22 protein-coding genes, 1 tRNA gene and 1 pseudogene are annotated in these 25,262 nt (G+C 68.2%); 11 read left to right on the forward strand and 13 right to left on the reverse strand.

What is annotated here, in order from left to right; translation table 11 throughout:
* Window positions 1-45 precede the first annotated feature (45 nt).
* Window positions 46-504, forward strand: a complete 459-nt coding sequence (locus ACZ5Z0_RS05015; RefSeq protein WP_464110146.1) for a DUF4307 domain-containing protein — start codon at window positions 46-48, stop codon at window positions 502-504.
* A gap of 213 nt (window positions 505-717) precedes the next feature.
* Window positions 718-1,212, forward strand: a complete 495-nt coding sequence (greA, locus tag ACZ5Z0_RS05020; RefSeq protein WP_138769984.1) for a transcription elongation factor GreA — start codon at window positions 718-720, stop codon at window positions 1,210-1,212.
* 53 nt (window positions 1,213-1,265) lie between these two features.
* Here greA and ACZ5Z0_RS05025 read toward each other — a convergent pair whose 3' ends face one another.
* Genes ACZ5Z0_RS05025 through ACZ5Z0_RS05040 form a run of 4 tightly spaced genes read right to left on the reverse strand, consistent with a single transcriptional unit; the run spans window position 1,266 to window position 5,453 of the window.
* Complete coding sequence (locus ACZ5Z0_RS05025; RefSeq protein WP_464110147.1) at window positions 1,266-1,865, reverse strand: rhomboid family intramembrane serine protease; 600 nt, start codon at window positions 1,863-1,865, stop codon at window positions 1,266-1,268.
* 9 nt (window positions 1,866-1,874) lie between these two features.
* Window positions 1,875-3,113 (reverse strand): threonine ammonia-lyase, encoded by a 1,239-nt coding sequence (ilvA, locus tag ACZ5Z0_RS05030; RefSeq protein ID WP_464110148.1) that lies wholly within the window; start codon window positions 3,111-3,113, stop codon window positions 1,875-1,877.
* A gap of 3 nt (window positions 3,114-3,116) precedes the next feature.
* Window positions 3,117-4,445, reverse strand: coding sequence for an AI-2E family transporter (locus ACZ5Z0_RS05035; protein ID WP_464110149.1), 1,329 nt, complete (start codon window positions 4,443-4,445; stop codon window positions 3,117-3,119).
* Window positions 4,446-4,499: 54 nt separating this feature from the next.
* Window positions 4,500-5,453: an aldose 1-epimerase family protein gene (locus ACZ5Z0_RS05040; RefSeq protein ID WP_464110150.1), complete on the reverse strand. Its 954-nt coding sequence runs from the start codon at window positions 5,451-5,453 to the stop codon at window positions 4,500-4,502.
* Window positions 5,454-5,536: 83 nt separating this feature from the next.
* Between ACZ5Z0_RS05040 and galT the strand changes: the two genes are divergently transcribed.
* The 5 genes and pseudogenes from galT to ACZ5Z0_RS05065 form a co-directional block, all read left to right on the forward strand.
* A complete protein-coding gene (gene galT, locus ACZ5Z0_RS05045; RefSeq protein WP_464110151.1) occupies window positions 5,537-6,715 on the forward strand; it encodes a galactose-1-phosphate uridylyltransferase in 1,179 nt (392 codons plus the stop codon).
* The gene (gene galK / locus ACZ5Z0_RS05050) at window positions 6,712-7,872 is read left to right on the forward strand and encodes a galactokinase (protein ID WP_464110152.1); all 1,161 of its coding nucleotides are present in this window, start codon (window positions 6,712-6,714) and stop codon (window positions 7,870-7,872) included. Before galT ends, galK begins: the two co-directional genes overlap by 4 nt.
* 64 nt (window positions 7,873-7,936) lie before the next feature.
* Window positions 7,937-8,989, forward strand: coding sequence for an acetyl-CoA C-acyltransferase (locus tag ACZ5Z0_RS05055; RefSeq protein WP_464110153.1), 1,053 nt, complete (start codon window positions 7,937-7,939; stop codon window positions 8,987-8,989).
* Between the two features lie 87 nt (window positions 8,990-9,076).
* On the forward strand, window positions 9,077-10,081 hold the full coding sequence (locus tag ACZ5Z0_RS05060; protein WP_464110154.1) for an IS481 family transposase: 1,005 nt from the start codon (window positions 9,077-9,079) through the stop codon (window positions 10,079-10,081).
* Between the two features lie 4 nt (window positions 10,082-10,085).
* Window positions 10,086-10,295: pseudogene (locus ACZ5Z0_RS05065) on the forward strand (acetyl-CoA C-acyltransferase); the annotation flags it as partial.
* Window positions 10,296-10,369: 74 nt separating this feature from the next.
* Here ACZ5Z0_RS05065 and ACZ5Z0_RS05070 read toward each other — a convergent pair.
* The gene (locus tag ACZ5Z0_RS05070; RefSeq protein WP_464110155.1) at window positions 10,370-11,305 is read right to left on the reverse strand and encodes a Bax inhibitor-1/YccA family protein; all 936 of its coding nucleotides are present in this window, start codon (window positions 11,303-11,305) and stop codon (window positions 10,370-10,372) included.
* Between the two features lie 148 nt (window positions 11,306-11,453).
* Entirely contained in the window at window positions 11,454-12,326 is an 873-nt protein-coding gene (locus ACZ5Z0_RS05075) for a hypothetical protein (protein ID WP_464110156.1), read from the reverse strand.
* A 487-nt stretch (window positions 12,327-12,813) separates the two neighbouring features.
* On the opposite strand from ACZ5Z0_RS05075, the gene ACZ5Z0_RS05080 reads away from it, so the two are divergent.
* From ACZ5Z0_RS05080 to ACZ5Z0_RS05095, 4 genes are read left to right on the forward strand one after another with little or no spacing between them, the layout of a single operon-like run.
* Window positions 12,814-14,097, forward strand: coding sequence for a branched-chain amino acid ABC transporter permease (locus ACZ5Z0_RS05080; protein ID WP_464110157.1), 1,284 nt, complete (start codon window positions 12,814-12,816; stop codon window positions 14,095-14,097).
* A 9-nt stretch (window positions 14,098-14,106) separates the two neighbouring features.
* On the forward strand, window positions 14,107-15,075 hold the full coding sequence (locus tag ACZ5Z0_RS05085; protein ID WP_464110158.1) for a branched-chain amino acid ABC transporter permease: 969 nt from the start codon (window positions 14,107-14,109) through the stop codon (window positions 15,073-15,075).
* Window positions 15,072-16,172: an ABC transporter ATP-binding protein gene (locus tag ACZ5Z0_RS05090; RefSeq protein WP_464110159.1), complete on the forward strand. Its 1,101-nt coding sequence runs from the start codon at window positions 15,072-15,074 to the stop codon at window positions 16,170-16,172. Before ACZ5Z0_RS05085 ends, ACZ5Z0_RS05090 begins: the two co-directional genes overlap by 4 nt.
* A complete protein-coding gene (locus tag ACZ5Z0_RS05095) occupies window positions 16,169-16,942 on the forward strand; it encodes an ABC transporter ATP-binding protein (protein WP_138769994.1) in 774 nt (257 codons plus the stop codon). The genes ACZ5Z0_RS05090 and ACZ5Z0_RS05095 overlap by 4 nt, the downstream gene beginning before the upstream one ends.
* Before the next feature lie 631 nt (window positions 16,943-17,573).
* Here the strand turns inward: ACZ5Z0_RS05095 and ACZ5Z0_RS05100 are convergent.
* The 7 genes from ACZ5Z0_RS05100 to ACZ5Z0_RS05130 all read right to left on the reverse strand — a co-directional run bounded on the left by ACZ5Z0_RS05100 (window position 17,574) and on the right by ACZ5Z0_RS05130 (window position 25,247).
* On the reverse strand, window positions 17,574-18,929 hold the full coding sequence (locus ACZ5Z0_RS05100) for an ABC transporter substrate-binding protein (protein WP_464110160.1): 1,356 nt from the start codon (window positions 18,927-18,929) through the stop codon (window positions 17,574-17,576).
* A 415-nt stretch (window positions 18,930-19,344) separates the two neighbouring features.
* Window positions 19,345-19,418 (reverse strand) — tRNA-Leu (locus ACZ5Z0_RS05105).
* A gap of 30 nt (window positions 19,419-19,448) precedes the next feature.
* The gene (locus ACZ5Z0_RS05110) at window positions 19,449-20,426 is read right to left on the reverse strand and encodes an N-acetyltransferase (RefSeq protein ID WP_464110161.1); all 978 of its coding nucleotides are present in this window, start codon (window positions 20,424-20,426) and stop codon (window positions 19,449-19,451) included.
* Between the two features lie 127 nt (window positions 20,427-20,553).
* Window positions 20,554-22,023 carry an NAD(P)/FAD-dependent oxidoreductase gene (locus ACZ5Z0_RS05115; protein WP_464110162.1) on the reverse strand — a complete coding sequence of 490 codons (1,470 nt, stop codon included), beginning with the start codon at window positions 22,021-22,023 and terminating at the stop codon, window positions 20,554-20,556.
* Between the two features lie 34 nt (window positions 22,024-22,057).
* Window positions 22,058-23,443 (reverse strand): S8 family serine peptidase, encoded by a 1,386-nt coding sequence (locus ACZ5Z0_RS05120; RefSeq protein ID WP_464110163.1) that lies wholly within the window; start codon window positions 23,441-23,443, stop codon window positions 22,058-22,060.
* Window positions 23,444-23,568: 125 nt separating this feature from the next.
* Window positions 23,569-24,519 (reverse strand): Ppx/GppA phosphatase family protein, encoded by a 951-nt coding sequence (locus ACZ5Z0_RS05125; RefSeq protein ID WP_464110164.1) that lies wholly within the window; start codon window positions 24,517-24,519, stop codon window positions 23,569-23,571.
* On the reverse strand, window positions 24,516-25,247 hold the full coding sequence (locus ACZ5Z0_RS05130; protein ID WP_464110725.1) for a DUF501 domain-containing protein: 732 nt from the start codon (window positions 25,245-25,247) through the stop codon (window positions 24,516-24,518). Before ACZ5Z0_RS05130 ends, ACZ5Z0_RS05125 begins: the two co-directional genes overlap by 4 nt.
* Between the last annotated feature and the right edge of the window lie 15 nt (window positions 25,248-25,262).

The following is a 25,262-nucleotide window of genomic DNA, read 5'->3' on the forward strand; positions in this document are numbered from 1 at the left end:
ATGGCTGCGGATTTTCTCCGGCCCGATCCACACTAAACTGGACTGGTGACTTCCGAGGAGCAGCCTGCCGCGCCCGCGCCGGCACCTACCAGCCTAGCCAATCGTTACGGCGGCCAAAAGCGCGCCTTGGGCGGCAAGGCAAAGCGGAACCTCCTGATCGTTGCCGTGGCCGCCGGGATCGGCATTATGGCCTGGATCTCGACGTCGGCGGCCACCGAGTCCGTCGGGTTCAAGGACATCGGCTACAGCACCCCCGACGCCACCCTGGCCGAGATTGATTTCCAGGTCACCAAGAACCCGGGGACGTCGGCCAAGTGCGCCGTCAAGGCCCTCGACTCGAAGTTCGCCGTGGTCGGCTGGAAGGTCCTCGACGTCGGTCCCAACGCCGCCGATGCGGGCACCGACGGCGGCCGCACCACGGTGCACCGGGTGAGGCTGCACACCGAATCGCAGGCCGTGTCCGCCGTCGTGGGCAACTGCTGGATCCCGGACGCCGCCAAGTAGCGCCGCCCCGCAGTTAACCCGCCGTCAAAAAGGGCGGCCGCCGTAACACGGTGTGACCTGCACCGCAGCGGTTCTTGGGTTTATCCACAGCATTGACTACAATGGATCAATACCCCTGCCCCGCTGAGCTGGTTACTGAGATCCATAAGTGGCCACCGTGGCGGGGTCTTTGCTTGTTTGACCAGCTTGTTTGACCATCAAAAGGAGAAGTCCGTGTCGACCACCAACAGCGCAACTGCAGCTTGGCTCACCCAGGAAGCTTTTGACCGCCTGAAGGCAGAGCTGGACCACCTCTCCGGCGCCGGCCGTGCAGACATCGTTCAGAAGATCGAAGCTGCCCGCCAGGAAGGCGACCTCAAGGAGAACGGCGGCTACCACGCAGCCAAGGAAGAGCAGGGCAAGATCGAGGCGCGCATCCGCCAGCTCACCGTGCTGCTGCGCGACGCGCACGTTGGCGAAGCCGCGGCCGACGACGGCATCGTCGAGGCCGGCATGATCGTGGTCGCGAAGATCGCCGGGGACGAAGAGACGTTCCTGCTCGGCTCCCGCGAAATCGCCGGCGACTCCGAGCTGGACGTCTTCAGCGAGAAGTCCCCGCTGGGTTCGGCCATCGTCGGCCACAAGGAGGGCGACAAGCTCAGCTACACCGCTCCGAACGGCAAGGACATCACGGTGGAGATCATCTCCGCCAAGCCGTATGTCGGCTAGTCTCACCAGCTCCCGACGCCGGTCCTCCCCTGCGGGAGGGCCGGCGTCGATGTTTAAGCCGGCCGGCGCTGGCTCAGCAACAGCGCCGCCACCACTCCGCCGACGGCCCCGCCCAGGTGCGCCTGCCAGGAAACATAACCGGCCACGGTGGGCAGCACCCCGAAAAGGATCCCGCCGTAGGCCAAAAAGAGCACGACGGAGAGCAGGATCTGCCCCCAGTGGCGGTTGAAGAAGCCGCGCACCAGCAGGAACGCGAAGAGCCCGAAGACCAGCCCGGACGCGCCCACTGTGATGTTGTAGCCGCCGATCAGCCACACCGTCACGCCCGATCCCAGCCAGCTTGAGGCCAGGGCGGTGGCAAAGACGCGCGCGCCGGACAGGAAGACCAGGAATCCGAAGATGATCAGCGGAAGCGTGTTCGAGAGCAGGTGGGCGAGGTTGGCGTGCAGCAGCGGAAACGTCAGGATATCCAGCAGCCCGTCGAGGGTGCGGGGGCGCAGCCCGAAGGTTCTGTTGAGTGAATGCAGCATCAGCGCGTTGAGGAACTCGATCGCGTAAAGCAGCAGCACGAATGAACCGACCACCTGCAGTCCCCGGCGGGCACGGACGGCGGGGGTGTCACCGCGCCGTTCCCCCTTGGACGCGTCGAGCACCGCGACCGCCTAGTGCACCACGATCGGCTGGAAACCCTCGGCCCGGAGCGCGCCCAGGACCTGTTCACAGTGCTCGTGGCCCTTGGTTTCGAGGTTGACCGTGATGGACACGTCGCCCATGCTGATCGAACCGCCCACCCGCGTGTGGTCCAGACCGGTGACGTTGGCATCGTTTTCGGCGATGATCCGGGCGATCGTCGCCAGCGAGCCCGGCCGGTCATCAAGCATCATCCGCACGGTCATGTAGCGGCCGGCAGCCGAGAGGCCGCGCTGGATGACCTTGAGCATCAACATGGGGTCGATGTTGCCGCCGGAGAGGACCACGGCGGTGGTTCCGGGGTTCTCGATCTTGCCCTCCATCAGGGCAGCCACGCCCACGGCGCCAGCCGGCTCCACCACCATCTTGGCCCGCTCGAGCAGGAAGATCAGCGCGCGGGCCAGCGCGTCTTCGCTGACCGTGACGACGTCGTCCACGAGCTCGCGGATGATGCTGAACGGCAGCTGCCCCGGCCGGCCCACGGCGATGCCGTCGGCCATCGTGGAGACGCGCTTGAGCGGCACGAGCGCGTCCGCGGCGAGCGAGGGCGGGTAGGCTGCGGCGTTTTCGGCCTGCACGCCGATGATCCGGATGTTCCGGCCGAGTTCCTTGGCCCGGGCTTTGACCGCGACGGCGACGCCGGCCAGCAGCCCGCCGCCGCCGACGCCCATCAGGATGGTGTCCACGTTGGGAATCTGTTCGAGGATTTCCAGGCCGACGGTCCCCTGGCCGGCGACGACGTCGACGTCGTCGAAGGGGTGGACAAACACGGCGCCCGTTTCGTCGGCGTAGCGCTTGGCCTCGGCGAGCGCCTCATCGACGTTGTGCCCGTGCAGCACCACCTCGGCGCCGTGGCTGCGGGTCGCCGCCAGCTTGGGCAGGGCGACCCCCAGCGGCATGTAGATGCGGGCCTTGATGCCGAGGGCCTTCGCCGCGACGGCGACGCCTTGGGCATGGTTGCCGGCCGACGCCGCCACGACGCCGCGCTTTTTCTCCGCGGCGGAGAGCTTGGCCATCCGGACATAAGCGCCGCGCACCTTGAAGGAACCGGCGCGCTGCAGGTTCTCGCATTTGAAGTAGACCTCGCCGCCGGCGATGCCGCCGAGGGCCCGGGAAGACTCCACCGGAGTCCGCGTAATAATCCCGTCGAGCAGCTTCTGCGCCTCCAGGACATCGTCCAGCGTGACGGGCAGGCTCTCGAGGGTATTCACGAACTAGTCTCCTTTGGGGGTTCCGGCATCGGCGCCAGGGAGGTGGACCTCCCTGAAGCCCGGGTCCTCGCCGGCGCCGGCGAGTGCAGGGGATCCCTGGGGGCTCGCGGCAGCCAGCTCTTCATCATGTTCCCACGTTCTGCCCGCAATGTACCGAACGGCCGAGTTTGCTACGGCGAGGATTGGGACCGAGAACAAGGCTCCCGGGATCCCGGCGAGGTAGGAACCGGCGGCCACGGACAGGATCACGGCCACCGGGTGGAGCGAGACGGCCTTGCCCATCACGAGGGGCTGCAGGATGTGGCTTTCGAGCTGCTGGACCAGCAGCACGATGCCGAGCATCACGAGCGCGTTGACCAGTCCGTTGGCCACGAGCGCCAGCAGCACGGCGATGGCGCCGGTCACGAGCGCGCCGACGACCGGGATAAACGAGCCGATGAAGACCAGCACACCGAGCGGCAGGGCCAGCGGGACGCCGATGATCGCGGCACCGACGCCGATCCCGACGGCGTCCACGAACGCGACGAACATCTGGATCCGTGCGTAGCTGACCATCGAGGTCCAGCCGCGCCGGCCGGCGCCGTCGGCGGCCCGGCGGGCCTTCCGGGGCATCAGCCGGACCAGGAAGCCCCAGATCCGTTCGCCCTCGAGCAGGAAGAAGATCAGGACGAAGAGCGCCAGCAGGAGCCCGGCGGCGAAGTGCCCCGCGGTGCTGCCGAAGGTGAGCGCCCCGCTGAGGATGCTGCTGCTGTTGTTCTGCAGCGCCGCGGCGCCTTCCTTGATGTAGGTGTCGATCTGGGCTGCTGTCAGGTGCAGCGGGCCCTCGGCCAGCCAGGCCTGGACCTGCACCACGCCGGTGAGCGCCTGGCTCCAGAGCTCCCCGAAGCCGGCGGTGAGCTGGCGGCCGACCAGGGCGAGGGCGCCCGCGATGAGCCCGATGAAGCCGAGCACGGTCAAGGCCACGGCGGCGCCGTTGGGCACCCGGCGCCGCCGGAGCCACCGTGTGATGGGGCTGAGCAGCCCGGCCAGCAGCGCGGCGACCATCACGGGGATGATGAGGAAGGTGATCTTGCTCAGCAGCCAGATGAGCGCAGCGGTGACGACCAGAATGAGTCCGATCCGCCAAGCCCACGACGCCGCGATCCGCACCCCGTATGGGATGTCCTCGTCCAGTTGCCGGTCGCTGCGGGGCCGGTCGCTGCGGGGCACGGATGCGGGCACGGTCCCGGCAACCGCCAGTCCGGGGGCCGCGGCGGGGGCGGAGAGCCCGGGGGCGGCATACCCGGGGAGCTCGGAGTCTAAGCGGGGGGTGGCGTCCTCAGCTGGCGTCATAGCCCCATAATTCCCCAGTGCGCCGCCGAAGTGAAACGGCAAGGGCAAACGCAGCTAGCCCTCAAGCGCGGCGGTGATTCCCCAGCTCATGGTGAAGGACTCCCCCGCCGGCAGCCAGGCCAGGCCGTCCCCGCTGTTGAAGGCATTGGCCGGCCCCGTCATGGGCTCGAGCGCCACAGCCCTGGTGCGGCCGGGGAACGTGTCGGTGACAAAAACGTGGACGTAGCGGCAATACTCGTCCTGCCAGAGGCACACGCTGCGGCCGTCGGGCGCGCGCAGCGTGCTCCGGGCCACGCCGCCGTCGAAGTCCAGGTCGGTGTAGGCGCAATCCAGCACGAGGCCGTCGATCTTTCGGCCGGACCGGAGGTCGAAGTCGCCGCCCACCGGCTCGGTGCTGCGCGGGATCAGGCGGTCGTCCGTCACCAGCCGGGTGCGGCCGCTGACCGTCACGGCAAGGTCCTCGCTCGGGACCTCGCCGAGGCGCAGGTACGGGTGGGCGCCCAGCACAAACGGGGCCGGCGCCTGGGAGTCGTTGACCAGCGTCTGCCGGACCGTGAGCCCCAGGTCCCCGTCCAGTTCGTAGCGCACCCGGTGCCGGAGCAGGAAGGGGTAGCCGTGCTGCGGGAACACGGCCGCTTCCAGGGTCACCGAGAATTCCGTTTCATCCACAAGTTCGTAGGACGCGTTGCGCAGCAGCCCGTGGCTGGCGTTATTGCGCGACACCTCGGTGATGTCCAGCTGCTGTTTCTTCCCGTCGAGGTACCAGAGTCCGTCCTCGACGCGGTTTGCCCACGGCGCCAGGGTGATTCCGGCGGCGCCCGGGGAAATCTGCTCGTCGCCGTAGCTCTCCGTCAGCTGGACCCCGGCGTGGCTGTACAGCCGCAGTCCTGCCGCCAGTTCGGTCACGATGGCCAGGGCGTCGCCCCGGCGCAGCTCGTACTGCCGGCCGGTCGCGTAGCGGCGGGCGGAGGCGTCGGACGGGGATTCGGGGGAAGCGCTGCGGTCCATGGGCACCACGGTACCGAACCGGGCCTGCACCCGTACACGGCGGGGCTTTGCCGGAAGCTCGCGAAGTCTGATCGAATGATGGAATGCGCGCCCACAGCATCAGTCAGGCCACCCTCGCCGACGGCCGGGAACTCTTTTACTTCGATGACGCCGACGGTGGGTCCGGCGGCACGGATGCGGCTGCGCAGCGGCGGGGCGGCCGGCGGCCGGTTTTCGCCGACCTCAGGGCGCCCGGAGCCCGGAGTGCCGCCGGCGAGCTGCGCTTCGACGCGCTCACCGGTGAATGGGTGGCCATCGCGGCGCACCGCCAGTCCAGGACGCACCTCCCGCCCGCCGATGAGTGCCCGCTCTGCCCCAGCACCCCGGAAAACCCCTCCGAAATCCCGGCGCCGGACTACGACGTCGTGGTGTTTGAAAACCGTTTCCCCTCCCTGGGGCCCGACGTCGGACGGCTCCCCGCGCAGCCGGGTTGGGGAACCACCGTCCCGGCGTACGGCCGCTGCGAGGTGGTCTCCTTCACGCAGGACCACACCGGCTCCTTCAGCGGCCTCGGCGAGGTCCGGGCCCGCACTGTGGTGGAGGCCTGGGCCGCCCGCACCGCGGCGCTCAGCGCGCTGCCCGGGATCCGCCAGGTGTTCCCGTTCGAGAACCGTGGCGCGCAAATCGGCGTCACGCTGCATCACCCGCACGGCCAGATCTACGCGTACCCCTATGTTCCGCCGCGGGCCGCCGTGCTGGCCGTGGCGGCCCGGAAGTACTACGACGACGCCGGCGGCCGGGACACCCTGACCGGATCGCTTTTGCGCGCCGAACGGACCGACGGCAGCCGGATGGTGCTTGAGGGCCGGCACTTCAGCGCCTATGTCCCTTTCGCCGCCCGTTGGCCGCTGGAGGTGCACCTGGTCCCGCACCGGCAGGTGGCCGACCTCGCGGGCCTCGACGGCGGCGAGAAAGACGAACTCGCGCGGCTGTACCTGGACCTGCTCCGGCGCCTCGACGCCCTCTACCCGACTCCCACGCCCTACATCGCCGCCTGGCAGCAGGCGCCGCTGGATAAGCTGCTGCGTCCGGCCGGCTACCTGCACCTGCAGTTGACCTCGCCGCGCCGCGCCGCGGACAAGCTGAAATACCTGGCCGGCTCCGAGGCGGCCATGGGGGCCTTTATCAACGACACCACCCCGGAGGCCGTCGCGGAGCGGCTCCGCGGCGCCGCAGACACCACTGCCGCCGGCACCACCGGCACGGAAGGCAGCACACGATGAACGTCCCGCTCGGCACCACGGAACTCCGCTCCAGGTTCGAGGCCGTCTTCGGGGCCGCCCCCGACGGCATCTGGCAGGCCCCGGGCCGGGTCAACCTGATCGGCGAGCACACCGACTACAACGAGGGCTTCGTGCTGCCGTTCGCCATTGACCGGGCCGCCAGGGTGGCCGTCCGGCTCCGCCCCGACTCCACCGTGCGGATGCTGTCCACCTTCGGTAACCAGGGGCTGACGACGGCGGACGCCGTGGCATTGGAGCCCGCCGCGGCCAAGGGCTGGACGAAGTATCCGCTCGGTGTGCTCTGGGCCCTGCAGCAGCAAGGCCTCGCCGTCCCGGGCCTGGACCTGCTCCTCGACTCGGACGTGCCACGCGGGGCCGGTCTCTCCTCCTCGCACGCCATCGAATGCGCCGTCATCCTGGCCCTCAACGAGCTGACCGGCGCGGGCCTCAGCGCGCAGGACATGGTCCTGGCCACCCAGCGTGCGGAGAACGATTTTGTCGGCGCCCCCACGGGGATCATGGACCAGTCGGCCTCGCTCCGGGGCGCCGCGGGCCAGGCGGTGTTCCTCGACTGCCGCGACCAGGGCGTCCGACTGGTGCCGTTCGACGCCGAGGGCGCCGGCCTGGTGCTGCTGGTGATCGACACGAAGGTCTCGCACTCGCACGCCGGCGGCGGCTACGCGGCCCGGCGCGCGTCGTGTGAACTGGGCGCCGACGTGCTCGGCGTCCGGGCCCTGCGCGACGTGGGGGTCGAGGATCTCGAGGAAGCGGCCGGCCTGCTGGACCCGGAGACGTTCCGCAGGGTCCGGCATGTCGTCACCGAGAACGACCGCGTGCTGCGGACCGTGGAGCTGCTCGAGGGCGCCGGGCCGCAGGCGATCGGCCCGCTGCTGGACGCGTCGCATGCCTCGATGCGGGACGATTTCGAGATCTCCTGCCCCGAGCTGGACCTGGCGGTTGACACGGCCCGGACCGCCGGCGCGATCGGCGCCCGGATGACCGGCGGCGGCTTCGGCGGCTGTGCGATCGCGCTCGCCCCGGCGGGCGCGGAGGAAAGGCTGAGGGCCGCCGTCGCAAGCGCCTTCACGGGCGCCGGCTACGCGGCACCGGACATTTTCCGCGTCCGCCCGGCCGCGGGAGCCCTGCGGCTGGCCTGACCTGCTTCGAATGGACCTGGGCCGCGCCCGACCTGCTCCGGCGGTCCCGGCGTAGGCTGTGCGCATGCCTGAAGCTGTCATCGTTGCCACCGCCCGAAGCCCGATCGGCCGCGCATTCAAGGGATCGCTGAAGGACGAACGCCCCGACGACCTGGCCGCCGCCATGGTGGCCGCCGCCCTGGCGAAGATCCCCGCCTTCGACCCGAACGACGAGGGCCGCGGCCTCGACGACCTCTATCTGGGCTGCGCCGAGCCCAGCGGCGAGGCCGGGTCCAACATGGCCCGGGTGGTCACCATCCTGGCCGGGCTCGACAACGTGCCCGCCGCCACCGTCAACCGCTTCTGCGCCTCCAGCCTGCAGACCCTGCGGATGGCGTTCCACGCCATCAAGGCCGGCGAGGGCGAGGCCTTCGTCGCGGCCGGGGTGGAAGCGGTCTCGCGGTACCGGGACTGGGCCGGGGCCGGGGAGACCGACGCCGGCACCCACAACCCCCTGTTCGAGGCGGCCCGGCAGCGCACCGCAGCCCGCGCCGCGTCCAACACACCCTGGACGGACCCGAGGCTGGGCGGCCGGATGCCGGACATCTACATCTCGATGGGCCAGACCGCGGAAAACGTCGCCACCAGCTACGGCATCAGCCGCGCCGAGCAGGACGCCTGGGCGGTGCAAAGCCAGAACCGGGCGGAGGCGGCCCTCGCCTCCGGGTTCTTCGCCCGCGAGATCACCCCGTACACGCGCCGGGACGGCACCGTCATGGACCGGGACGACTCCCCCCGCGCCGGCGTCACCCTGGACGCGGTGAGCGCCCTGCAGCCGGTCTTCCGCGCCGAGGGTACCGTGACGGCCGGCAATGCCTGCCCGCTCAACGACGGCGCCGCCGCCGTCGTGGTGATGAGCGATTCGCGCGCCAGGGAGCTGGGGCTGGAACCGCTGGCCCGCATCGTCGCCACGGGAGTCAGCGCCCTGTCCCCGGAACTGATGGGCATGGGCCCGGTCGAGGCGACGCGGCGGGCGCTGAAGCAGGCGGGCCTTACCATCGGCGACATCGACCTGGTGGAACTCAACGAGGCTTTTGCGGTGCAGGTGGTGGCTAGCTGTACTGTCCCGGCACGTTAGTGACACGGGGACTGATTTGACGCAATAAGAGGACCTCCGGGTGTTGTGTGGTGCTTGTCGAGAGCGAACACAACCCAGGAGGTCCTCGTGTCCCACCGTAACGCGTTTTTGGCTCACTCGTGCCGTCTTCGGCTGGCTCGCTGCATCGTTGATGATGGTTGGCCGTTGCGCCGGGCGGCTGAACGGTTCAGTGTCTCCGTGCCGACCGCAGCCCGTTGGTCGCAGCGGTACCGTGATTTCGGCGAGGACGGGCTTCAAGACCGTTCAAGCCGACCGGCTGCCTGTCCGCACCGGACCCGGGTGCGCTCCGAGCGGCGGGTGTTGGGTCTGCGGGTCAACAGGCGCTGGGGTCCGGCCCGGATCGCGTATCACCTGCACTTGAACATCTCCACTGTTCACCGGATCCTGGCTCGTTACCTCTGTCCCCCGCTGCGGTTCACCGATCCGGCCACCGGAGTCAGGACCCGGGGCCGGGACCGCGCCCGCCGATATGAATACGCCTGGCCCGGCGAGATGGTCCACATCGATGTCAAGAAGCTCGGCCGCATCCCCAACGGCGGCGGCCACCGGATCCACGGGCGCGTGCAGGGCGAGGCGAATGCCCGGGCCAGGAACCTCGCCGAAGGCCGCCGTAAAGACCGCGGGCAGGTCAGGGGCTACTCCTTTATTCATCACGCCGTCGATGACCATTCCCGGTTCGTCTACTCCGAGATCCTTCCCGACGAAACCCAAGCCACAGCGGCCGCATTCATGCGCAACGCCATCGCCGCTTTCCAAGCCCAAGGCGTTCGGATCAAGCGGGTGATGACCGACAACGGCTCCTGCTACCGGTCCAGAGCTTTCGGCAAAGTCCTTGCCGAGGCCGGCATCAGCCACAAACGCACCCGGCCCTACCGGCCCCAGACAAACGGCAAGGTCGAACGCTTCAACCGAATCCTCAAAGAGGAATGGGCCTACGCCAGGGCCTACCGCTCAGAAACGGAACGCCAAGCCTGTTACCAGGACTTCATCGACTACTACAATCACCACAGGCCACACACCGCCCTCAAAGGCGCCTCACCCGCCAGCCGTGTCACTAACGTGCCGGGTTAGTACAGCTAGCGCGCGGGAACTGGGGATTGACCCGGACCGGCTCAACGTCCACGGCGGCGCCATTGCCCTCGGACACCCCTTCGGTATGACCGGCGCCCGGATGACGACCACCCTGCTCAACGGGCTGCAGGAGCGGGACGGCAGCCTGGGCCTGGCGACCCTGTGCGTGGGAGGCGGCCAGGGCATGGCGGTGCTCCTGGAACGGCTCGGCTGAGGCCGACGACGAAAAAGCGGCCCCGCCTTTCCGGCGGGGCCGCTTTATTGTCGTGCTGTTTTTTCTCGCGGCTGCTAGTCGTCGCCGCGGAGGATGGCCAGCAGGCGGATGATCTCAACGTAGAGCCACACGAGGGTGACGGTGAGGCCGAACGCCGCGGTCCAGGAGAAGCGCTGCGGTGCGCCGGCGCGGACGCCGGCCTCGATGCTGGTGAAGTCCATGATCAGCGAGAACGCGGCCAGGCCGATCGCGAGCAGGCCGATGAAGACGCCCAGCGGGATGCCGAAGATCACGAGGCTGGTGCGCAGGCCGAAAGGGGAGCTAACCGCCCCGGTCCACATCATCACCATGTTGATGAGGGCGAACACGGCGTAGCCGGTCAGCGCGATCATAAAGAAGCGCATGGCCTTGGGCGTGGCCCGGACCTTGCCGCTCTTGAACAGCACCAGGGTCGCGGCGAAGACGGAGAGCGTGCCGATGACGGCCTGCAGGCCGACGCCCGGGAACATTCCGTCGAGGATCCGGGTCAGGCCGCCGAGGAACAGGCCTTCGAGGGCGGCATAGGCCAGGATCAGCGCCGGCGAGGGCTGCTTCTTGAAGGTGTTGACGAGGGCCAGGACAAAGCCGCCCAGCGCGCCGACGATCATCAGCATGGAGGCCAGGCCCTGGGCCACCACGAGGGTGACGGCTGCGCCGGCGATCACGGCGCCGAGGCAGGCCGCGGTCTTCATGATGACGTCGTCGAAGGTCATGCGGCCGGTGTCCGCCGGTCCCGCGGCCGGGCGGTTGTACAGGTCCTGCAGTTGGTCGTTGCTCATCGCCTGCTGTGCCGGGTTCCAGCCGGCCTGGGCCTGGCCGTAGCCGTTCTGGCCGTAGGGTGCCTGGCCATACGCTTGGCCATAAGCGTTCTGGCCGTAGCCCTGCCCGTAGGCGGCCTGCGGGGCAGGCGGTGCCTGGATGGCTCCACGGAAGTTCTTTCCGTTGAAGATCGGGTTTCCGCCAAGTGCCATTGCTGGTGTCCTCCAGGTTAAGGGGGTAGGTGATGATAGCTCGTGAAGATCGGTACGCTTCACGCTACCAATTCCCACGCCCGGGCGGCAGGGATAGTTCCCGCCGGGCTCCGGCCGCAACACAACCGTGATCTGGGCGCGCCCCGGTTCAGGTGGCGTCGGCCTGCCTGTTCCATCCCTGCCAGCCCCCGGCCAGGAACCCGGAAGGCGACCCGCTGTCGACTTCCGGCCGCTTCAGGATGCCGGGTTTGGGTGCGGGGAGGACCCCGGGGATCGGCACAGGGTCCCCCCTGCCGCCGTTGACCACCAGGTCATCGACGTAGATGTCGCCCTTTTGCTGGTCATGCTCGGACCCCAACTGCACCGTGTCGGCCGTGGTGGCGCTGATGTCGACGGAGTTCGATTCAAAGACGGACCGGCCGTCCCACCAGATCTGGACGCCGGTCGCGGGCCCGTTCGGAACCACGTGCATGACCAGTCGGTGCCAGATTCCGTCCCGGACGTTCGGCGCCAGGCTGGTGTAGGAGAACCCCTGCGGCGACGTGGTCCGCAACACGAGTTCGTGCGAGACGTTCTGCCGGAAGACATCCATGATCCGGACGCCCCCGGAGAAGATCCGCAGGTACGGGACGTTGTTGCCAACGGGACCCTCGGTGGCAATGCTGAACCAGCCATCGGCATAGATTTCCCGCGTCCCGGCGTCGAGTGCCACACTCACCTTCGCAAGGGATCCCGGGTCCGTGGTGGTGTGGAGCCGGATTGAGCAGGTGCCGGAGTGGGCGGCGGCAGAAGACAGCGTCACCGCCCCCGTTTCCGCCGTGACCAGTTGCAGCCCCCCAAGCGAACCCGTCTCGAAGTTGGCTGCAAGGGCCGTTTTGCCGGGGTAGGGATCCACGGCCGACGCCGCTCCGCTCACACAGGCCTGCGCCCCGGCGGTTGACGGACCCGACACCAGCGCCGGCACAAGCAGTAGAGCCAGCGCGGCTGCGCCGGCGACTACGTATCTGGACCACCGTTTCATCGGTCGTCCCTCCGACTTAAGCGTTGAAATCACACCAACAGCACCAACCTCAGGACAGGCACCCCCGGGGCGCCTTGGACGAACCATACCCCGGGGAAACTTGGGTAAACCTTGGGTCCCCGGCCCTGCCACCGTGCGGCCGGGGGCTGGAATGTTTAGGAATCCTCGGGAACAACAAAAGTTTTCTTTAGCTTGGCTAAAGCGGTGATCATGACCGGCTTCACGGTTGTTACGCGATCGCGACGTTCTGCCTGCTCGCGACGGCATTGGATGCACCGCCCGGGCTGTAACATGGGGCCAACAGGGTGACGGAGGTCACAGGCAATACGACTCCATCGCATCGCAGTACCCGTTCCGCCTTCGTCCCCCTGAACGTTCGCAGCGGTTGCAATGGCGCAACCCAGACCACCCCCATGTGGAGGTTTTCAATTTGAGAAGCACACCGAGAGGCCTGTCGCAGAGACGGCGCGGCAGGATCCTGAAAGCTGTGGGGGCCGTTTTCGCCGCCGTGGCCGCCCTCCTGCTGATTGTCGCCCCGGCATCGCAGGCCGCGACCCCGTCGCCGACACCATCCCCGTCGAGCACCACGTTCCAAAACAGCATCAGCGGCTTCCTGCGCGGCGACGACCGCGCGCCGCTCGCTGGTGTCACCATCACTGCCAAGAGCGGTGACTTCACGGGAACAGCCAAATCGGGCGCCAACGGCGCCTGGAACATCGGCGTCCCCACCCAGGGAACGTATGAGGTGGAGCTGGACGTCAAGACCCTTCCGGAAGGCATCAAGCTCGCCGAGGGCCAGGAAAACCCCCGCAAGGTCACGTTCAGCCAGACGTCCAACCTCTCGGTGATCTTCGCCTTCGGCAAAGGCATCGTTGTCCAGCAGCAGGATTTCGGCCAGAACCTCCTCAACCGCCTGGTGGCCGGCCTGAGCTTCGGCCTGCTCCTCGCCCTCGCATCGGTGGGGCTATCGCTGATCTTCGGCACCACCGGCCTGACCAACTTCGCGCACGGCGAGATGGTCACGCTCGGCGCCGTCCTGGTCTTCGGCTTCAACGCCATGAACCTGCCATTCTGGCTCTCCATCATCCTGGCGCTCCTCGGCGGCGGTCTCTTCGGCTACGTCCAGGACGCCGGCCTGTGGAAACCGCTCCGGCGCCGCGGCACCGGCCTGGTCCCGATGATGATCGTCAGCATCGGCCTGGCCCTCGCGGTGCGCTACGTCATCCAGTTCTACTTCGGCGGCGCCACCCAGCAACTGCCCTTCGCCCAGAGCGCGGAAATCCAGATCGGGCCGGTCTCCATCTCGCCCAATAACCTCTGGTCCCTGCTCATCAGCGTTATTGTCATCGCCGCCCTCGGCCTGGTGCTGCTCAAGACCCGGCTGGGCAAAGCCACCCGCGCGGTGGCCGACAACCCGGCCCTGGCGGCCGCCTCCGGCATCGACGTCGACTCGGTCATCCGGATCGTCTGGGTTACCGGCGGCATGCTCGCCTCCCTCGGGGGCATTCTCTGGGCGTACTACCGGCCCGGCGTCACCTTCGACATGGGCTCGCAGATCCTGCTGCTCATCTTCGCCGGCGTGACCCTCGGCGGCCTCGGCACGGTCTGGGGCGCCCTGTTCGGATCCATCATCGTCGGCATCTTCGTGGAGCTGACCACCGTGTTCGGCCTCGCCGCCGACCTCAAGTACGTGGGAGCACTGTTCATCATGATCGTTGTCCTCTTGTTCCGGCCTCAGGGCATCCTGGGCCGCCGCGAGCGCGTGGGTTAGGAGACAGACATGGACTTCGGATTTATTCTTTCCAGCGCTGCCGGTGAACTGTTCAGCCCGACGACGGCGGCGTACGCGCTTGCCGCTCTCGGCCTGGCCGTCCACTTCGGCTACTCCGGCCTGCTGAACTTCGGCCAGGCCGGCTTCATGGCGGTGGGGGCTTACGGCTTCGCCATCTCCACCCTGACCTTCCACGTTCCGTTCTTCGTGGGCCTGCTGATCGCCGTCGTCTGCTCGGCGATCTTCGCCCTGCTGCTCGGTATCCCCACCCTCCGGCTCAGGGCCGACTACCTGGCCATCGTCACGATCGCGGCCGCGGAAATCGTCCGCTACATCGTCACGACCAACCAGCTGACCTCGGTGACCGGTTCGGCCAACGGCCTTGCCGCCTTCGAGGGCGACTTCTACGCCATGAACCCGTTCCCCGCGGGATCCTACTTCGGCATGAACAACCGCGACTTCTTCATCCGAGTGGTCGGCTGGGCCCTGGTCATTGTCTGCTGCCTGCTGGTCTGGCTGCTGATGCGCAGCCCCTGGGGCCGCGTCCTCAAGGGCATCCGCGAGGACGAGAACGCCGTCCGCTCGCTCGGCAAGAACGTCTACTCCTACAAAATGCAGGCACTCGTCATCGGCGGCGTGCTTGGCGCCCTCGCCGGCATGGTCTTCACCCTCCCCCGCGGCGCGGTGCAGCCTGCCAACTACGGCACGGAGCTGACGTTCTTCCTCTACACCTGCCTGCTGCTCGGCGGACTCGGCACGGTGCTTGGCCCCGTGGTGGGCGCGATGATCTTCTGGGTTGTGCTGTCCCTCACCCAGGGCGTGCTGTACGGCCTGATTGAATCCGGCGCCGTCACGTGGCTGAACACGGTCCAGGCCGGCCAGCTGCGCTACATCCTGGTCGGCATCGCACTGATGCTGCTGATGATCTTCAGGCCCCAGGGCGTCTTCGGCAACAAGAAGGAGCTGGCGTTCGCATGAGCATGCACAGCGAAGAACCCAAGGTGGCGGCCGGAACCCCCGGCGAGGCCATCGACTACATGACGGACTCGCGTCCGATTGCCGCCGGCGAGATCGCGCCCGGCTGCAAAAAGCGCGATCCGATCCTGGTGGCGGAGGACGTGACCCGCAGCTTCGGCGGCATCAACGCCGTCGACGTCCAGTACCTGGAGATCCCGCGGCACAAGATTACGGCGCTGATCGGCCCCAACGGGGCCGGCAAGACCACGCTGTTCAACCTGCTGACCGGCTTCGATACGCCCAACACGGGCAAGTGGCAGTTCGAGGGCAACAGCCTGGCCGGCGTCTCCTCCTACAAGGTGGCGCGCATGGGCATGGTCCGCACCTTCCAGCTCACCAAGGTCATGGGCAAGCTCACCGTCATGGAGAACATGCGCCTCGGCGCCTCCCAGCAGTCCGGCGAGAAGCTGTCCAAGGCCCTGTTCAAGGGAATCTGGGGGGGCCAGGAGAAGAAGATCACCGAGGAAGCCAACGTGCTCCTTGAGAAGTTCAAGCTCGACGCCAAGAAGGACGACTACGCCGCGTCCCTCTCCGGCGGCCAGCGCAAACTCCTCGAGATGGCCCGCTCGCTGATGGTACGCCCGAAGCTCGTCATGCTCGACGAGCCGATGGCAGGCGTCAACCCGGCGCTGACCCAGTCACTGCTGGACCACATCAAGAACCTCAAGGCCGAGGGCATGACCGTGTTGTTCGTCGAGCACGATATGCACATGGTCCGCCACATCGCCGACTGGGTGGTGGTGATGGCCGAGGGCAAGATCGTCGCCGAGGGCCCGCCCGCCGAGGTCATGAAGAACCCGGCAGTGATCGACGCCTACCTGGGTGCCCACCACGACGTGGATCTGGGTGACTCGGAAGGCATCAAGGTGCTCGCGGCCGAACTCGAGGCCGACGAGGAATCAATTGTCGGCACCGACAACGCCGGCATCATCTCCACCGATGTCCTCGTGGCGGAGTCGGCAGAGCCCGATACCGCCCACGGGGCACCGCACGGCAGGCGCAGCGCCGAGGAACCGACCCGCGGCGAGCCGACCCGGACAGAGAAGGACACAGAATGAGCGCCACCAGCGCGGCAGCAACCGCCACGAACGCCTACGACGGCGACTCGGTCGTCAAGGTCACCAACCTGGTTGCCGGCTACATCCCGGGCGTCAACATCCTTAACGGCTGCAGCATTGAAGCCCGCAAGGGTGAGCTGATCGGCATCATCGGACCCAACGGTGCCGGCAAGTCGACCCTGCTGAAGGCCATGTTCGGCCTCGTCAAGGTCCACTCCGGGTCCGTGGTGGTCCGCGGCCAGGACATCACCGGGCTGAAGGCCAACAAGCTGGTCAGCCGGGGCGTGGGCTTCGTCCCGCAGACCAACAACGTGTTCGCGGCCCTGACCATCGAAGAGAACCTGCAGATGGGCATGTTCCAGCGGCCGAAGGACTTCGCCGAACGGTTCGACTTCGTCGCGGATCTGTTCCCGGAACTGGCCAAGCGGCGTGCCCAGCGCGCCGGTTCGCTCTCCGGCGGCGAACGCCAGATGGTCGCCATGGGACGGGCCCTGATGATGGATCCGGCCGTGCTGCTCCTCGACGAGCCCTCGGCCGGCCTCTCTCCCGTCAAGCAGGACGAAACCTTCCTGCGGGTGCATGAAATCAACCGGGCCGGCGTCTCCGTCATCATGGTGGAGCAGAACGCGCGCCGCTGCCTGCAGATCTGCGACCGTGGCTATGTCCTGGACCAGGGCAAGGACGCGTATACGGGTACCGGACGGGAGCTCATGAAGGATCCCAAGGTCATCCAGCTGTACCTGGGCACCTTGGCCGACACCGTCGACTAGAGCGCCACAGCAGTCCAGGAAGGGCCGTCACCAAGCCGGTGGCGGCCCTTCTGTGTGGTCGGACGCGTCCGGGACGTGTGCAGGGCGTGAGGCCGGCTCGGGGCGCGCGGGAGCCCGTAGGGCTCTTCCCGGAGCGGGCCTTCGCCGGGCCTCTCCCGACTCCCCCACCGACCCCCTGCCGGGCTGCCCCACCGGGTTCCGAGCTCCGGGAACAGCCACTTGCTCGGCGCCTGCGCTCGTACCTCGCGCAACAACGGAGCTCTCGCAAGCACCTGCCCCCCGTCGCCCTTCCCTCAGGCCACACTTCCGCACCGATTCCGGACAGATGCACCCCGGATCCGAGCAGCATTGGTCCGATTCCGTAGCGTCCATCCGTTGCTGTAGCCCCGGCGGGCACATGGCGCCGTCGGTACCCCTCCCCGGCTATGCGACAGCGTCACGCGCAGCAGAGTATCAGGCCTGCGCCCGGCGGGTTGGGCCGGTTCTGCGGGGTCGAGCTGAACGGGGCGGCCCAAAACTCTGCCGTGCGTGACGCGTGGGTCCCGGTCTCGTCCTTCGCCCCCATCCCGCGCACAAAAGACCCCCGTCCGGACTGGGCGGGGGTCTCTTGTTTGTGTAGGGGAATGCGGCTTTACAGCTTGCCGAACTCTTCCTTGACGGGCTTGTACGTGTTGTCATCCTGGAACTCGTAGATGCCGATGTAGGCTTCCGTCGGGTCACCGGCGTCGGAGAACGTTACGGGGCCGGACTGGCCGTCGTAGTCGATGTCCTTGCCGTTGCGGAGCAGGGTGACGCAGCTGGCGAAGTTGTTGCACTTCTCGCCGCCCTCGGAGACATCCTTCAGGTGCTTGGCGATGTCCACACCCTTGGTGCTCTTGGCTTCCTCAGCCGCCAGTGCGATCAGGTTCACGGCATCGTACGACTCGCCTGCGTAGCTGTAATCCTTGAGCGCGGGGTCGATCGCGAGGAGCTTCTTCTTGAAGTCATCCTTGGCGAAGGTGCCCGGGATGGTGCCCTGGGCGCCCTTCAGGGTGCCGGGCTTGAAGTCCTTGCTGTAGTCGGACATGTTGCCGTCCACCATGAAGATCTGGGTGGGCTTGACGCCCTTGCCCGTCATCAGCGGAACGATGCTCTTGGCCTGGTCGAAGGTGATCAGGGCAATGGCATCCGGCTTGGCCGCGAGGACCTTGTCCACCTGGCTGGAGAACTGCGAGTCGCCTTCGTTGAAGAGTTCCTGCGCCACAACCTTGCCGCCAGCAGCTTCAACCGCCGCCTGCACGTTCTTGGCCAGGCCGGTGCCGTATGCGTCGTTCAGGACGATCATGCCGACGGTCTGCGCCCCACAGGTGGTCATGTAGTTGCCGAGGACCTTGCCCTGCAGCACATCGGAGGGGGCGGTGCGCCAGTAGAGGCCCTTGTCGTCCCACGTGGTGAAATCCGGCGAGGTGTTGGCCGGTGAGAACTGGATAACGCCGGCCCCGGTGATCTGGTTGATCACGGTCTTGGAGACGCCCGAGGAGGCGGCGCCGACGATGGCGCTGACGCCCTGGCCCAGGAGCGCCGAGGTGGACTGGGTGGCGATGTCAGTCTTGGTATCGCCGGAGTCGCGGTGGATCACCTCGACGGGCTTGCCCAGCACGCCGCCGGCGTCGTTGATCTCCTTGATACCGAGGTTAACGCCCGCGATTTCGGGCGGGCCAAGGAAGGCGAGGGAGCCGGTGGTCGGCAGCAGCGAGCCGAGCTTGAGCGGGGTCTCGGTGGTGGTCGAGGAAGCAGGCACCGAACCCGCCGCGCCGGCCGAGCTGGTGGCGCCACCGGTTGCACTGGGAGCCGGGCAAGAGATACCGCCGGCCTGCGCTGATGCCGAACCCGAACCGGAAGACGACGGCGTGGACGAACCGCCACAAGCCGTTGCCAGAAGGGCGACGCCGATGCTAAGCGCTGTGAGCTTAGCGATGCGCGGCGCCACCTGGGGGAGTGAAGTCATAAAAATCTCCTCGATCGAAAGGTGCGAACGGCCTTTGACGCGAAAGATCAGGTGTTCCTGATTTAGATTCAAGCTAGTGCAAATTCCGTGCGAAAATAAGTGACTACGGTCACATCCTTATAACACTCGTTGCATGGGGGGAATCAGGCGGGGAATGGGCGACTCCCGTCGCCTCAAGCGCCTCCGAAGGCCGACACCGCCTGCCACTACTGGCCTGGGGGACGCGGCCCTCCTCTGGCCCGCTGGCCTGCCTTAGCTAACCGCGAAAACGCCCCCGCACCGGTCATTGCGACCATGGTGCGGGGGCGTCTTTGATGTTCCCCTGCCGTTGGGGGGATTGGGAGGAACTGCACAAACATATGTGGCGAAAATGTGCAAGTCAAAAGCGCCGCGTGAGACGGATGCTCACGGTGTGTGCCCCAGGTGGGACTCGAACCCACAACACGCGGATTTTAAGTCCGCTGCCTCTGCCAATTGGGCTACTGGGGCGCCCGGTCAATGGTATCCCGGGCAGGGCCGCTACGCGGCGGCTGGCGGTTCGCCAAAGGGCTTGGCGTAGCGGAAGGCTCCACTGACGCCGCCGGGCCAGAGGGCCAGCGGCAGGAGCTGGAAGTGGTCTCCCCAGGCCGGGTCCGGTGGCTGCACGCCGAGGGAGGTGGAGGGCACAAAGCCGAACCGCGCGTAGTACTCCGGGCTGCCCAGCAGGGCGATGCCCCGCTCCCCCGCCGCATTTGCCCGAACGATGGTTTCCTTCATCAGCGCCGACCCGATCCCGTGGCGTTGCAGCCGGGGGGTCACCCCGATAGGCCCCAGACACAACAGCTCCAGCTCCCCCGCCCGGCCCCGGGTGCTGATCACGTGCCCTACGATCTCGCCGTCGAGCTCCGCCACGATGCTGAACTCGGGCAGATACTCCGCACAGTCAAAAAGCCGCCGCAGCAGCTCGACCTCCTCCGGCTCCCCTTCGACCGGCAGCCCCGTGACGGGCGAGATGGCGAAGGCCGCCGCGGTGAGCGCCAGGAGGGCAGGCCGGTCAGCCGGCTCCTCGGTCCGGAGCACGAGGGTCGGCGCGGGCTGCTGGCCACCGCCGTTCGCGGTGCGGCTGCCCGCGGAGAGCTCGTGGAGGACCTCGAGCGCACGCTCGGCGTCGGCCACGGGAACCAGCAGGTGGTCGTGGTGGAACCCGGCCAGGACGTTGCAGCTGATCTTTGCCTCGGTCAGGGCTGCGCTGACGGCGGCGGTGAGCCCGACGGCCTCCAGCGAGGAGTGCACCTGCAGGGTGATCCAGGCGGCGACGAAGTCGTACTTCAGGCCCAGGGCATCGGCGTCGTCCCGGGGCAGCACCACCGTCAGGCCCTCGGCTTCACGGACGGCCGCCGCGATGTGGCCGGCCAGCGGTTTCCCGTGCGGCCAGAGGGCATAGACGTATTCGCCCTCGCGGATTACCGGCCGCATGGTTGCGAGCAGCGTGTGCAGGTCCTTCTCAGCAGGAGTCATGGGCCAAGTCTAGGGGGGGCGGCCCGCCCGCCGGCCAATCCGGGCCACCACCAATGACAGCGGCGCCAACGACGACGGCGGCCGTTCCCGCAGAAGGGAACGGCCGCCGTCGTCGGGCTGCTGGCGACTACTTGGCGTCGGCCACAACAGTCTGCTTGGCGGGTGCCTCGGCAGGCTTGTCGGCCGCCGGCGCAGCCGGAGCCGCAGGCGGAGCCTCAGACGGCTTCGGAGCCGGCTTCGCCGCGGCCTCGAAGGCGCCGCGCGGGTTGTCGAGGTCCATCAGCTGGGTGGTGTCGCGGCCCAGGAAGAGCTGCCAGAACCAGCCGGAGATCACGCGGATCTTGCGCTCCACGGTCGGCATGGCCAGGCCGTGGTAGCCGCGGTGCGCCAGCCAGGCGAGCGGTCCCTTGAGGCCGATCCGGCCGATGAGGTTGATATTGGCAACACCCTTCCATTCGCCGAAGCCGGCGACGGCGCCCAGGTTCTTGTGCTTGTAGTCCTTGAGTTCCTTCTCCCACCGGGAGGCCCACAGGTTCTTGGCGAGGCGCTTGGCCTGGCGCAGCGCGTGCTGGGCGTTCGGGACGCAGGTGCCGTCGGGCAGGCCGCTGCCGGTGAGGTCAGGCACGGCGGCGATGTCGCCGGCGGCCCAGGCGTTCTCGATGATGCCTTCGTCGCCGGAGATGCGGAGGTCGGGGAGAACGCGGACGCGGCCGCGGGGCTCGAGCGGGAAGTCGGTGGAGCGGACCATCGGGTTGGCCTGCACGCCGGCAGTCCAGACGAGGGTGTCCGATTCGAATTCCTGCGCGGGCGTCTTGTCCGGGAGGTTGATGAGCTTCAGCGAGCCCTCGGCGTTGTCCAGCGAGGTGTTGAGCAGCACCTCGATGCCGCGGCTGCGCAGGTGCTCGACAACCCATTCGGCCTGCTTGGCCGTGACCTCGGGCATGATCCGGCCCATGGCCTCGACCAGGACGAAGCGGACTTCCTCCTGCTTGACGCGCGGGTTGTTCTTGACCGCGGCCCGGGCCAGGTCTTCCATTTCGGTGATGCATTCGATGCCAGCGAAGCCGCCGCCGACGACGACGAAGGTCAGGGCGCGGGCGCGTTCGACCGGGTCGGTCATGAGCGAACCGGTTTCGATGCGCTCCAGGACACCGTTGCGCAGGGCGACGGCTTCCTCGATGGTCTTCAGGCCGATGCCCTTGTCCGCGAGGCCCTTGATCGGGAACGTGCGGGTGATCGCACCGGCGGCCAGCACGACGTCGAAGTAGGGAATCTCGAAGTTCTCGCCGCCGTCGGACGGTGCCACCACCGCCGTGCGGTTGGCGTGGTCGATCGAGGTGACGCGGCCCTGGATAAGTTCGGTCTGCTTGAGGTGCTGGCGGTGCGAGACGACGGCGTGGCGTGCCTCGATGTTGCCGCCGGCCACTTCGGGGAGGAAGGGCTGGTAGGTCATGTAGGGCAGGGGATCGACGACGGTGACGATGCCGCCGGCGTTCGCGATCTTCTTCTGCAGTTTAAGGGCTACGTACAGGCCGACGTACCCGCCGCCGACGACGAGTACCCTGGGACGGTCCTGGAGCTGAGGGGTGGATGCCATGCGTCAAGAATACCGTAGTTTGTGAAAAACTTCACTAACTCCCCGGGCTCCCCGAATCCACCGAATCCAGGGCGCTCGTTTCGGGGCCGCCGGGCCGCGCGGAGGCCCCGCGGGCTACCCGCCGGAGCTGGATGGCGGCCCCGGCGATGATGCATACAAAGAGTCCGCCGAAGCCGAGCACCACCATCGCCGGGACGGCGCTGTCGGCCGGTGACGGAGCCTCCGCGACCGGCATGGTCGCCTCGGGCAGCGTCGGCGCCGCGCTGGAGGGGCTGGGCAGGGCAGCGGGCGCGGAACTGACCGGATTGCCGCGCCGGTGGACCCGGATCCAGTCCGAGATCGACCCCAGCGGGTTGACAGCGCTCTCCGGAACATCGGCTTTGAGCGCGGCCTCGGCGTCAAGCACACCGAAGCCGTACAGCGGGTCCTTGCCTGGAAGCCCGGCGTCCTTCGCGGTGCTGACGATCCGGTTGATGACCTGGCTGGCTGACATGTCCGGCCACTTGGAGCGGATCAGGGCCGCCACGCCGGCCACGATGGGGGTGGCGCCGGAGGTTCCGGCCCACTCGGCGTAGCCGCCGCCGGGCATGCCGCCCACCAGGTTTTCGGCCGGGGCGGCGACGCCGATGCTGATGCCCTGGGAGGACGAGTCGATGCTGGCGAAGCCCTTGCGGTCCAGGCCGGCCACCGTCAGCACACCGGGAATGGTTGCCGGCGCCCCCACCTGGATGTTCCCGCCGACGCGGTTGCCGGCGGCGGCGACGATCACCACGTCCTTTTGCTCGGCGTACAGGAACGCCGCGTCCCAGCTTTGTGGCCACTCCGGGGCGGTGCTGCCGAGCGAGATATTGATGATGCGGGCCCCGTTGTCCACGGCCCAGCGGACCGCGGCGGGAATCTGGTCCTGGTCGCTCTTGCCGCCCGGGTTGGCCGAACCCAGCCAGGTGGACACGGACAGGATTTGGGCCTCCGGGGCGACACCCACGATCCCGTCGGAGCCGACGCCGGTCCCGGGCGACGGGCTGGGGCTGGGGCTGGCACTGGCTCCGGCCGGCTGGTGTCCGCGGCCGGCCAGCATCGTCGCGACGAGCGTGCCGTGTTCGGGCTTGGCTCCGATGCTCTTCTGGCCGTCAGCGGCCCCCGCGCCGGAGACGTCCGCTCCCCCGGCCAGCACGCCCTTGAGGTCCGGGTGTTTGCCGTCCACGCCGCTGTCGATCACGGCGACCTTGACGTTGGCGCCCTTCGAGACGTCCCAGGCTTTGGTGATGCCGGATTCGGCGAGCCAGTATTCCTTGTCCCGGGTGGCGTCCGCGTGGGCCGCCGGGGCCAGCGACAAAGCTCCCGCGGTGCTGCACCCGGCCAGGGCCAAGGCCATCAACGCGGAGGCGGTCCGGCGGTGCCGGGCTGTTGCTCTGGTCATTCGGGTCCAATCGGCGGTATGGCTGCGGGCGCGGCAGTCGGTGGCGGCTGCCTCCGGCGGCGGTGGTGGCCGGCACTGCCTGGGTGGGCGCTGCGCTGGTAGACGCTGCCGGTCCGGGCGCGAAGCTAGCTGATGCTCAGGGCAATTCCGTCAAGAATATCGTGTTCACTGGTAATGGCCGACGTGATCCGGCCGTTGGTGGCGTCCGCCATCCGTTCCAGCACGCGCCGCCAGACGAGGCCGCCGGCACCGATCACGTCAACGCGCCCGGGGTGCATGTACGGCAGGGCGGCCCGGTGCTGGCGGGTCATCTCCAGCAGGGAGGTGCATGCCTCCCCGGCGGTTGCGAGGTCCAGTTCCGTGCCGTGGATGGCGGCCGGGGAGTACTCCGCCAGCTTCAGCGCGTGGGCGGTGATGGTGGTGACCGACCCTGCCACGCCGATCACGGCGGTGGCGCGGTCCAGCGGAACCGTCAGCGCCGCGTGGCTGATGGCGGCGTCGACGTCGGCCTCCGCGGCGGCGATTTGCCCCGCCGTGGGCGGGTCGCCCACCAGGTGCCGTTCGGTCATCCGCACGCAGCCGACGTCGACCGACTTGGCGGCGATGACGCCGTCCGCGTCTCCGAGTACGAATTCGGTGCTTCCGCCTCCCAGGTCCACCACGAGCACCGGGTCCTTGCCCCGCGACGGCAGGACGCTGCTGGCTCCCGCGAACGACAGGGCGGCTTCCTCGTCGCCGCTGATCACTTCGGGTTCGATGCCGAGCAGTTCGCGGACGCCGTCGATGAAGACCTGCCGGTTGCGGGCGTCCCGGGTCGCGGAGGTGGCCACGAAACGGACCTTGCCGGCGCCGTGCCGGCGGATCAGCTCTGCATAGTCGCGGGTCGCGTCGAGCGTGCGCTCCAGCGCTTCCTGGGCGAATTCCCCGGTGGCGTCGACGCCCTGGCCGAGCCGGACCACGCGCATCTCGCGCACGACGTCGGTGAGTTTGGGCGAGGTGCCTGCGGAATCCGCCACGTCGGCGATCAGCAGGCGGATGGAGTTGGTGCCGCAGTCGATGGCGGCCACGCGGCTCACTGCCCGGCCCCGGTGTCGGTTGCAGCGTCCTCGCCTGCGGCGGGGGTCTCTGCGCGGCCCTTCCGGATCGGGGCGGGCCGGCCAACGATGTCCGGAAGCCCCTGCGGTCCGTGCCGGCTCAGGTCCCGCGAGGGGGCCTCTCCCCCGGTGTCCCAGGCGCCGTCGCAGTAGCAGCGCTCACGCGTCCACCACTGGCTGATACCGGCGATCGCCTCGTCGCCGAGCGGGTTGACGCCGGGTCCGGCCGCGAGCGAGTGGCCCACCAGGACGTGCAGGCACTTGACGCGGGTGGGCATGCCTCCGGCGGAGACACCATCGATCTCCGGCACTGCCCCGATGCCGGACCGGGCCCCGATCTCGGCGCGGGACTGCAGGTAGGCTTCGTGCGCGGCGCGGTAGCCGGCTGCCAGTGCGGCGTCGGACCCGAGCCGGTCGTTCATCTCGTTCATCAGCCCGGCGGCTTCCAGCCGAGACACGGCGGAGGTGATGACCGGATGGGTCAGGTAGAAGGTGGTGGGGAAGGGCGTGCCGTTGCTGAGCCGCGGCGAGGTGGCCGCCACGAGGGGGTTGCCGCACATGCAGCGGGCCGGGATCTCGACGACGTCGCGCACCGGCCGGCCCAGCTGTCGGCTCAGGACGTCAAGATCGCGGGCCGATGGTCGGCGTGAAGCCTCAGCCGCAGTGTCCGGTGCCGCCTCGACGGGGTTCCGGGTTTGGGGGGTGTCCACTCGGTTCTCGTCCAC

The sequence above is a fragment of the Arthrobacter sp. T2-23 genome (genome assembly GCF_055398325.1).

What these genes read in the sequence shown, in the direction of transcription:
- ACZ5Z0_RS05075 (WP_464110156.1), bottom strand. Translation starts at nt 12,326, where the DNA reads ATGAAACGGTGGTCCAGATACGTAGTCGCCGGCGCAGCCGCGCTGGCT.
- ACZ5Z0_RS05090 (WP_464110159.1), top strand. Translation starts at nt 15,072, where the DNA reads ATGAGCATGCACAGCGAAGAACCCAAGGTGGCGGCCGGAACCCCCGGC.
- ACZ5Z0_RS05100 (WP_464110160.1), bottom strand. Translation starts at nt 18,929, where the DNA reads ATGACTTCACTCCCCCAGGTGGCGCCGCGCATCGCTAAGCTCACAGCG.
- ACZ5Z0_RS05120 (WP_464110163.1), bottom strand. Translation starts at nt 23,443, where the DNA reads ATGACCAGAGCAACAGCCCGGCACCGCCGGACCGCCTCCGCGTTGATG.
- ACZ5Z0_RS05085 (WP_464110158.1), top strand. Translation starts at nt 14,107, where the DNA reads ATGGACTTCGGATTTATTCTTTCCAGCGCTGCCGGTGAACTGTTCAGC.
- ACZ5Z0_RS05110 (WP_464110161.1), bottom strand. Translation starts at nt 20,426, where the DNA reads ATGACTCCTGCTGAGAAGGACCTGCACACGCTGCTCGCAACCATGCGG.
- ACZ5Z0_RS05055 (WP_464110153.1), top strand. Translation starts at nt 7,937, where the DNA reads ATGCCTGAAGCTGTCATCGTTGCCACCGCCCGAAGCCCGATCGGCCGC.
- ACZ5Z0_RS05095 (WP_138769994.1), top strand. Translation starts at nt 16,169, where the DNA reads ATGAGCGCCACCAGCGCGGCAGCAACCGCCACGAACGCCTACGACGGC.
- ACZ5Z0_RS05115 (WP_464110162.1), bottom strand. Translation starts at nt 22,023, where the DNA reads ATGGCATCCACCCCTCAGCTCCAGGACCGTCCCAGGGTACTCGTCGTC.
- ACZ5Z0_RS05035 (WP_464110149.1), bottom strand. Translation starts at nt 4,445, where the DNA reads ATGACGCCAGCTGAGGACGCCACCCCCCGCTTAGACTCCGAGCTCCCC.
- ACZ5Z0_RS05070 (WP_464110155.1), bottom strand. Translation starts at nt 11,305, where the DNA reads ATGGCACTTGGCGGAAACCCGATCTTCAACGGAAAGAACTTCCGTGGA.
- ACZ5Z0_RS05040 (WP_464110150.1), bottom strand. Translation starts at nt 5,453, where the DNA reads ATGGACCGCAGCGCTTCCCCCGAATCCCCGTCCGACGCCTCCGCCCGC.
- galT (WP_464110151.1), top strand. Translation starts at nt 5,537, where the DNA reads ATGCGCGCCCACAGCATCAGTCAGGCCACCCTCGCCGACGGCCGGGAA.
- galK (WP_464110152.1), top strand. Translation starts at nt 6,712, where the DNA reads ATGAACGTCCCGCTCGGCACCACGGAACTCCGCTCCAGGTTCGAGGCC.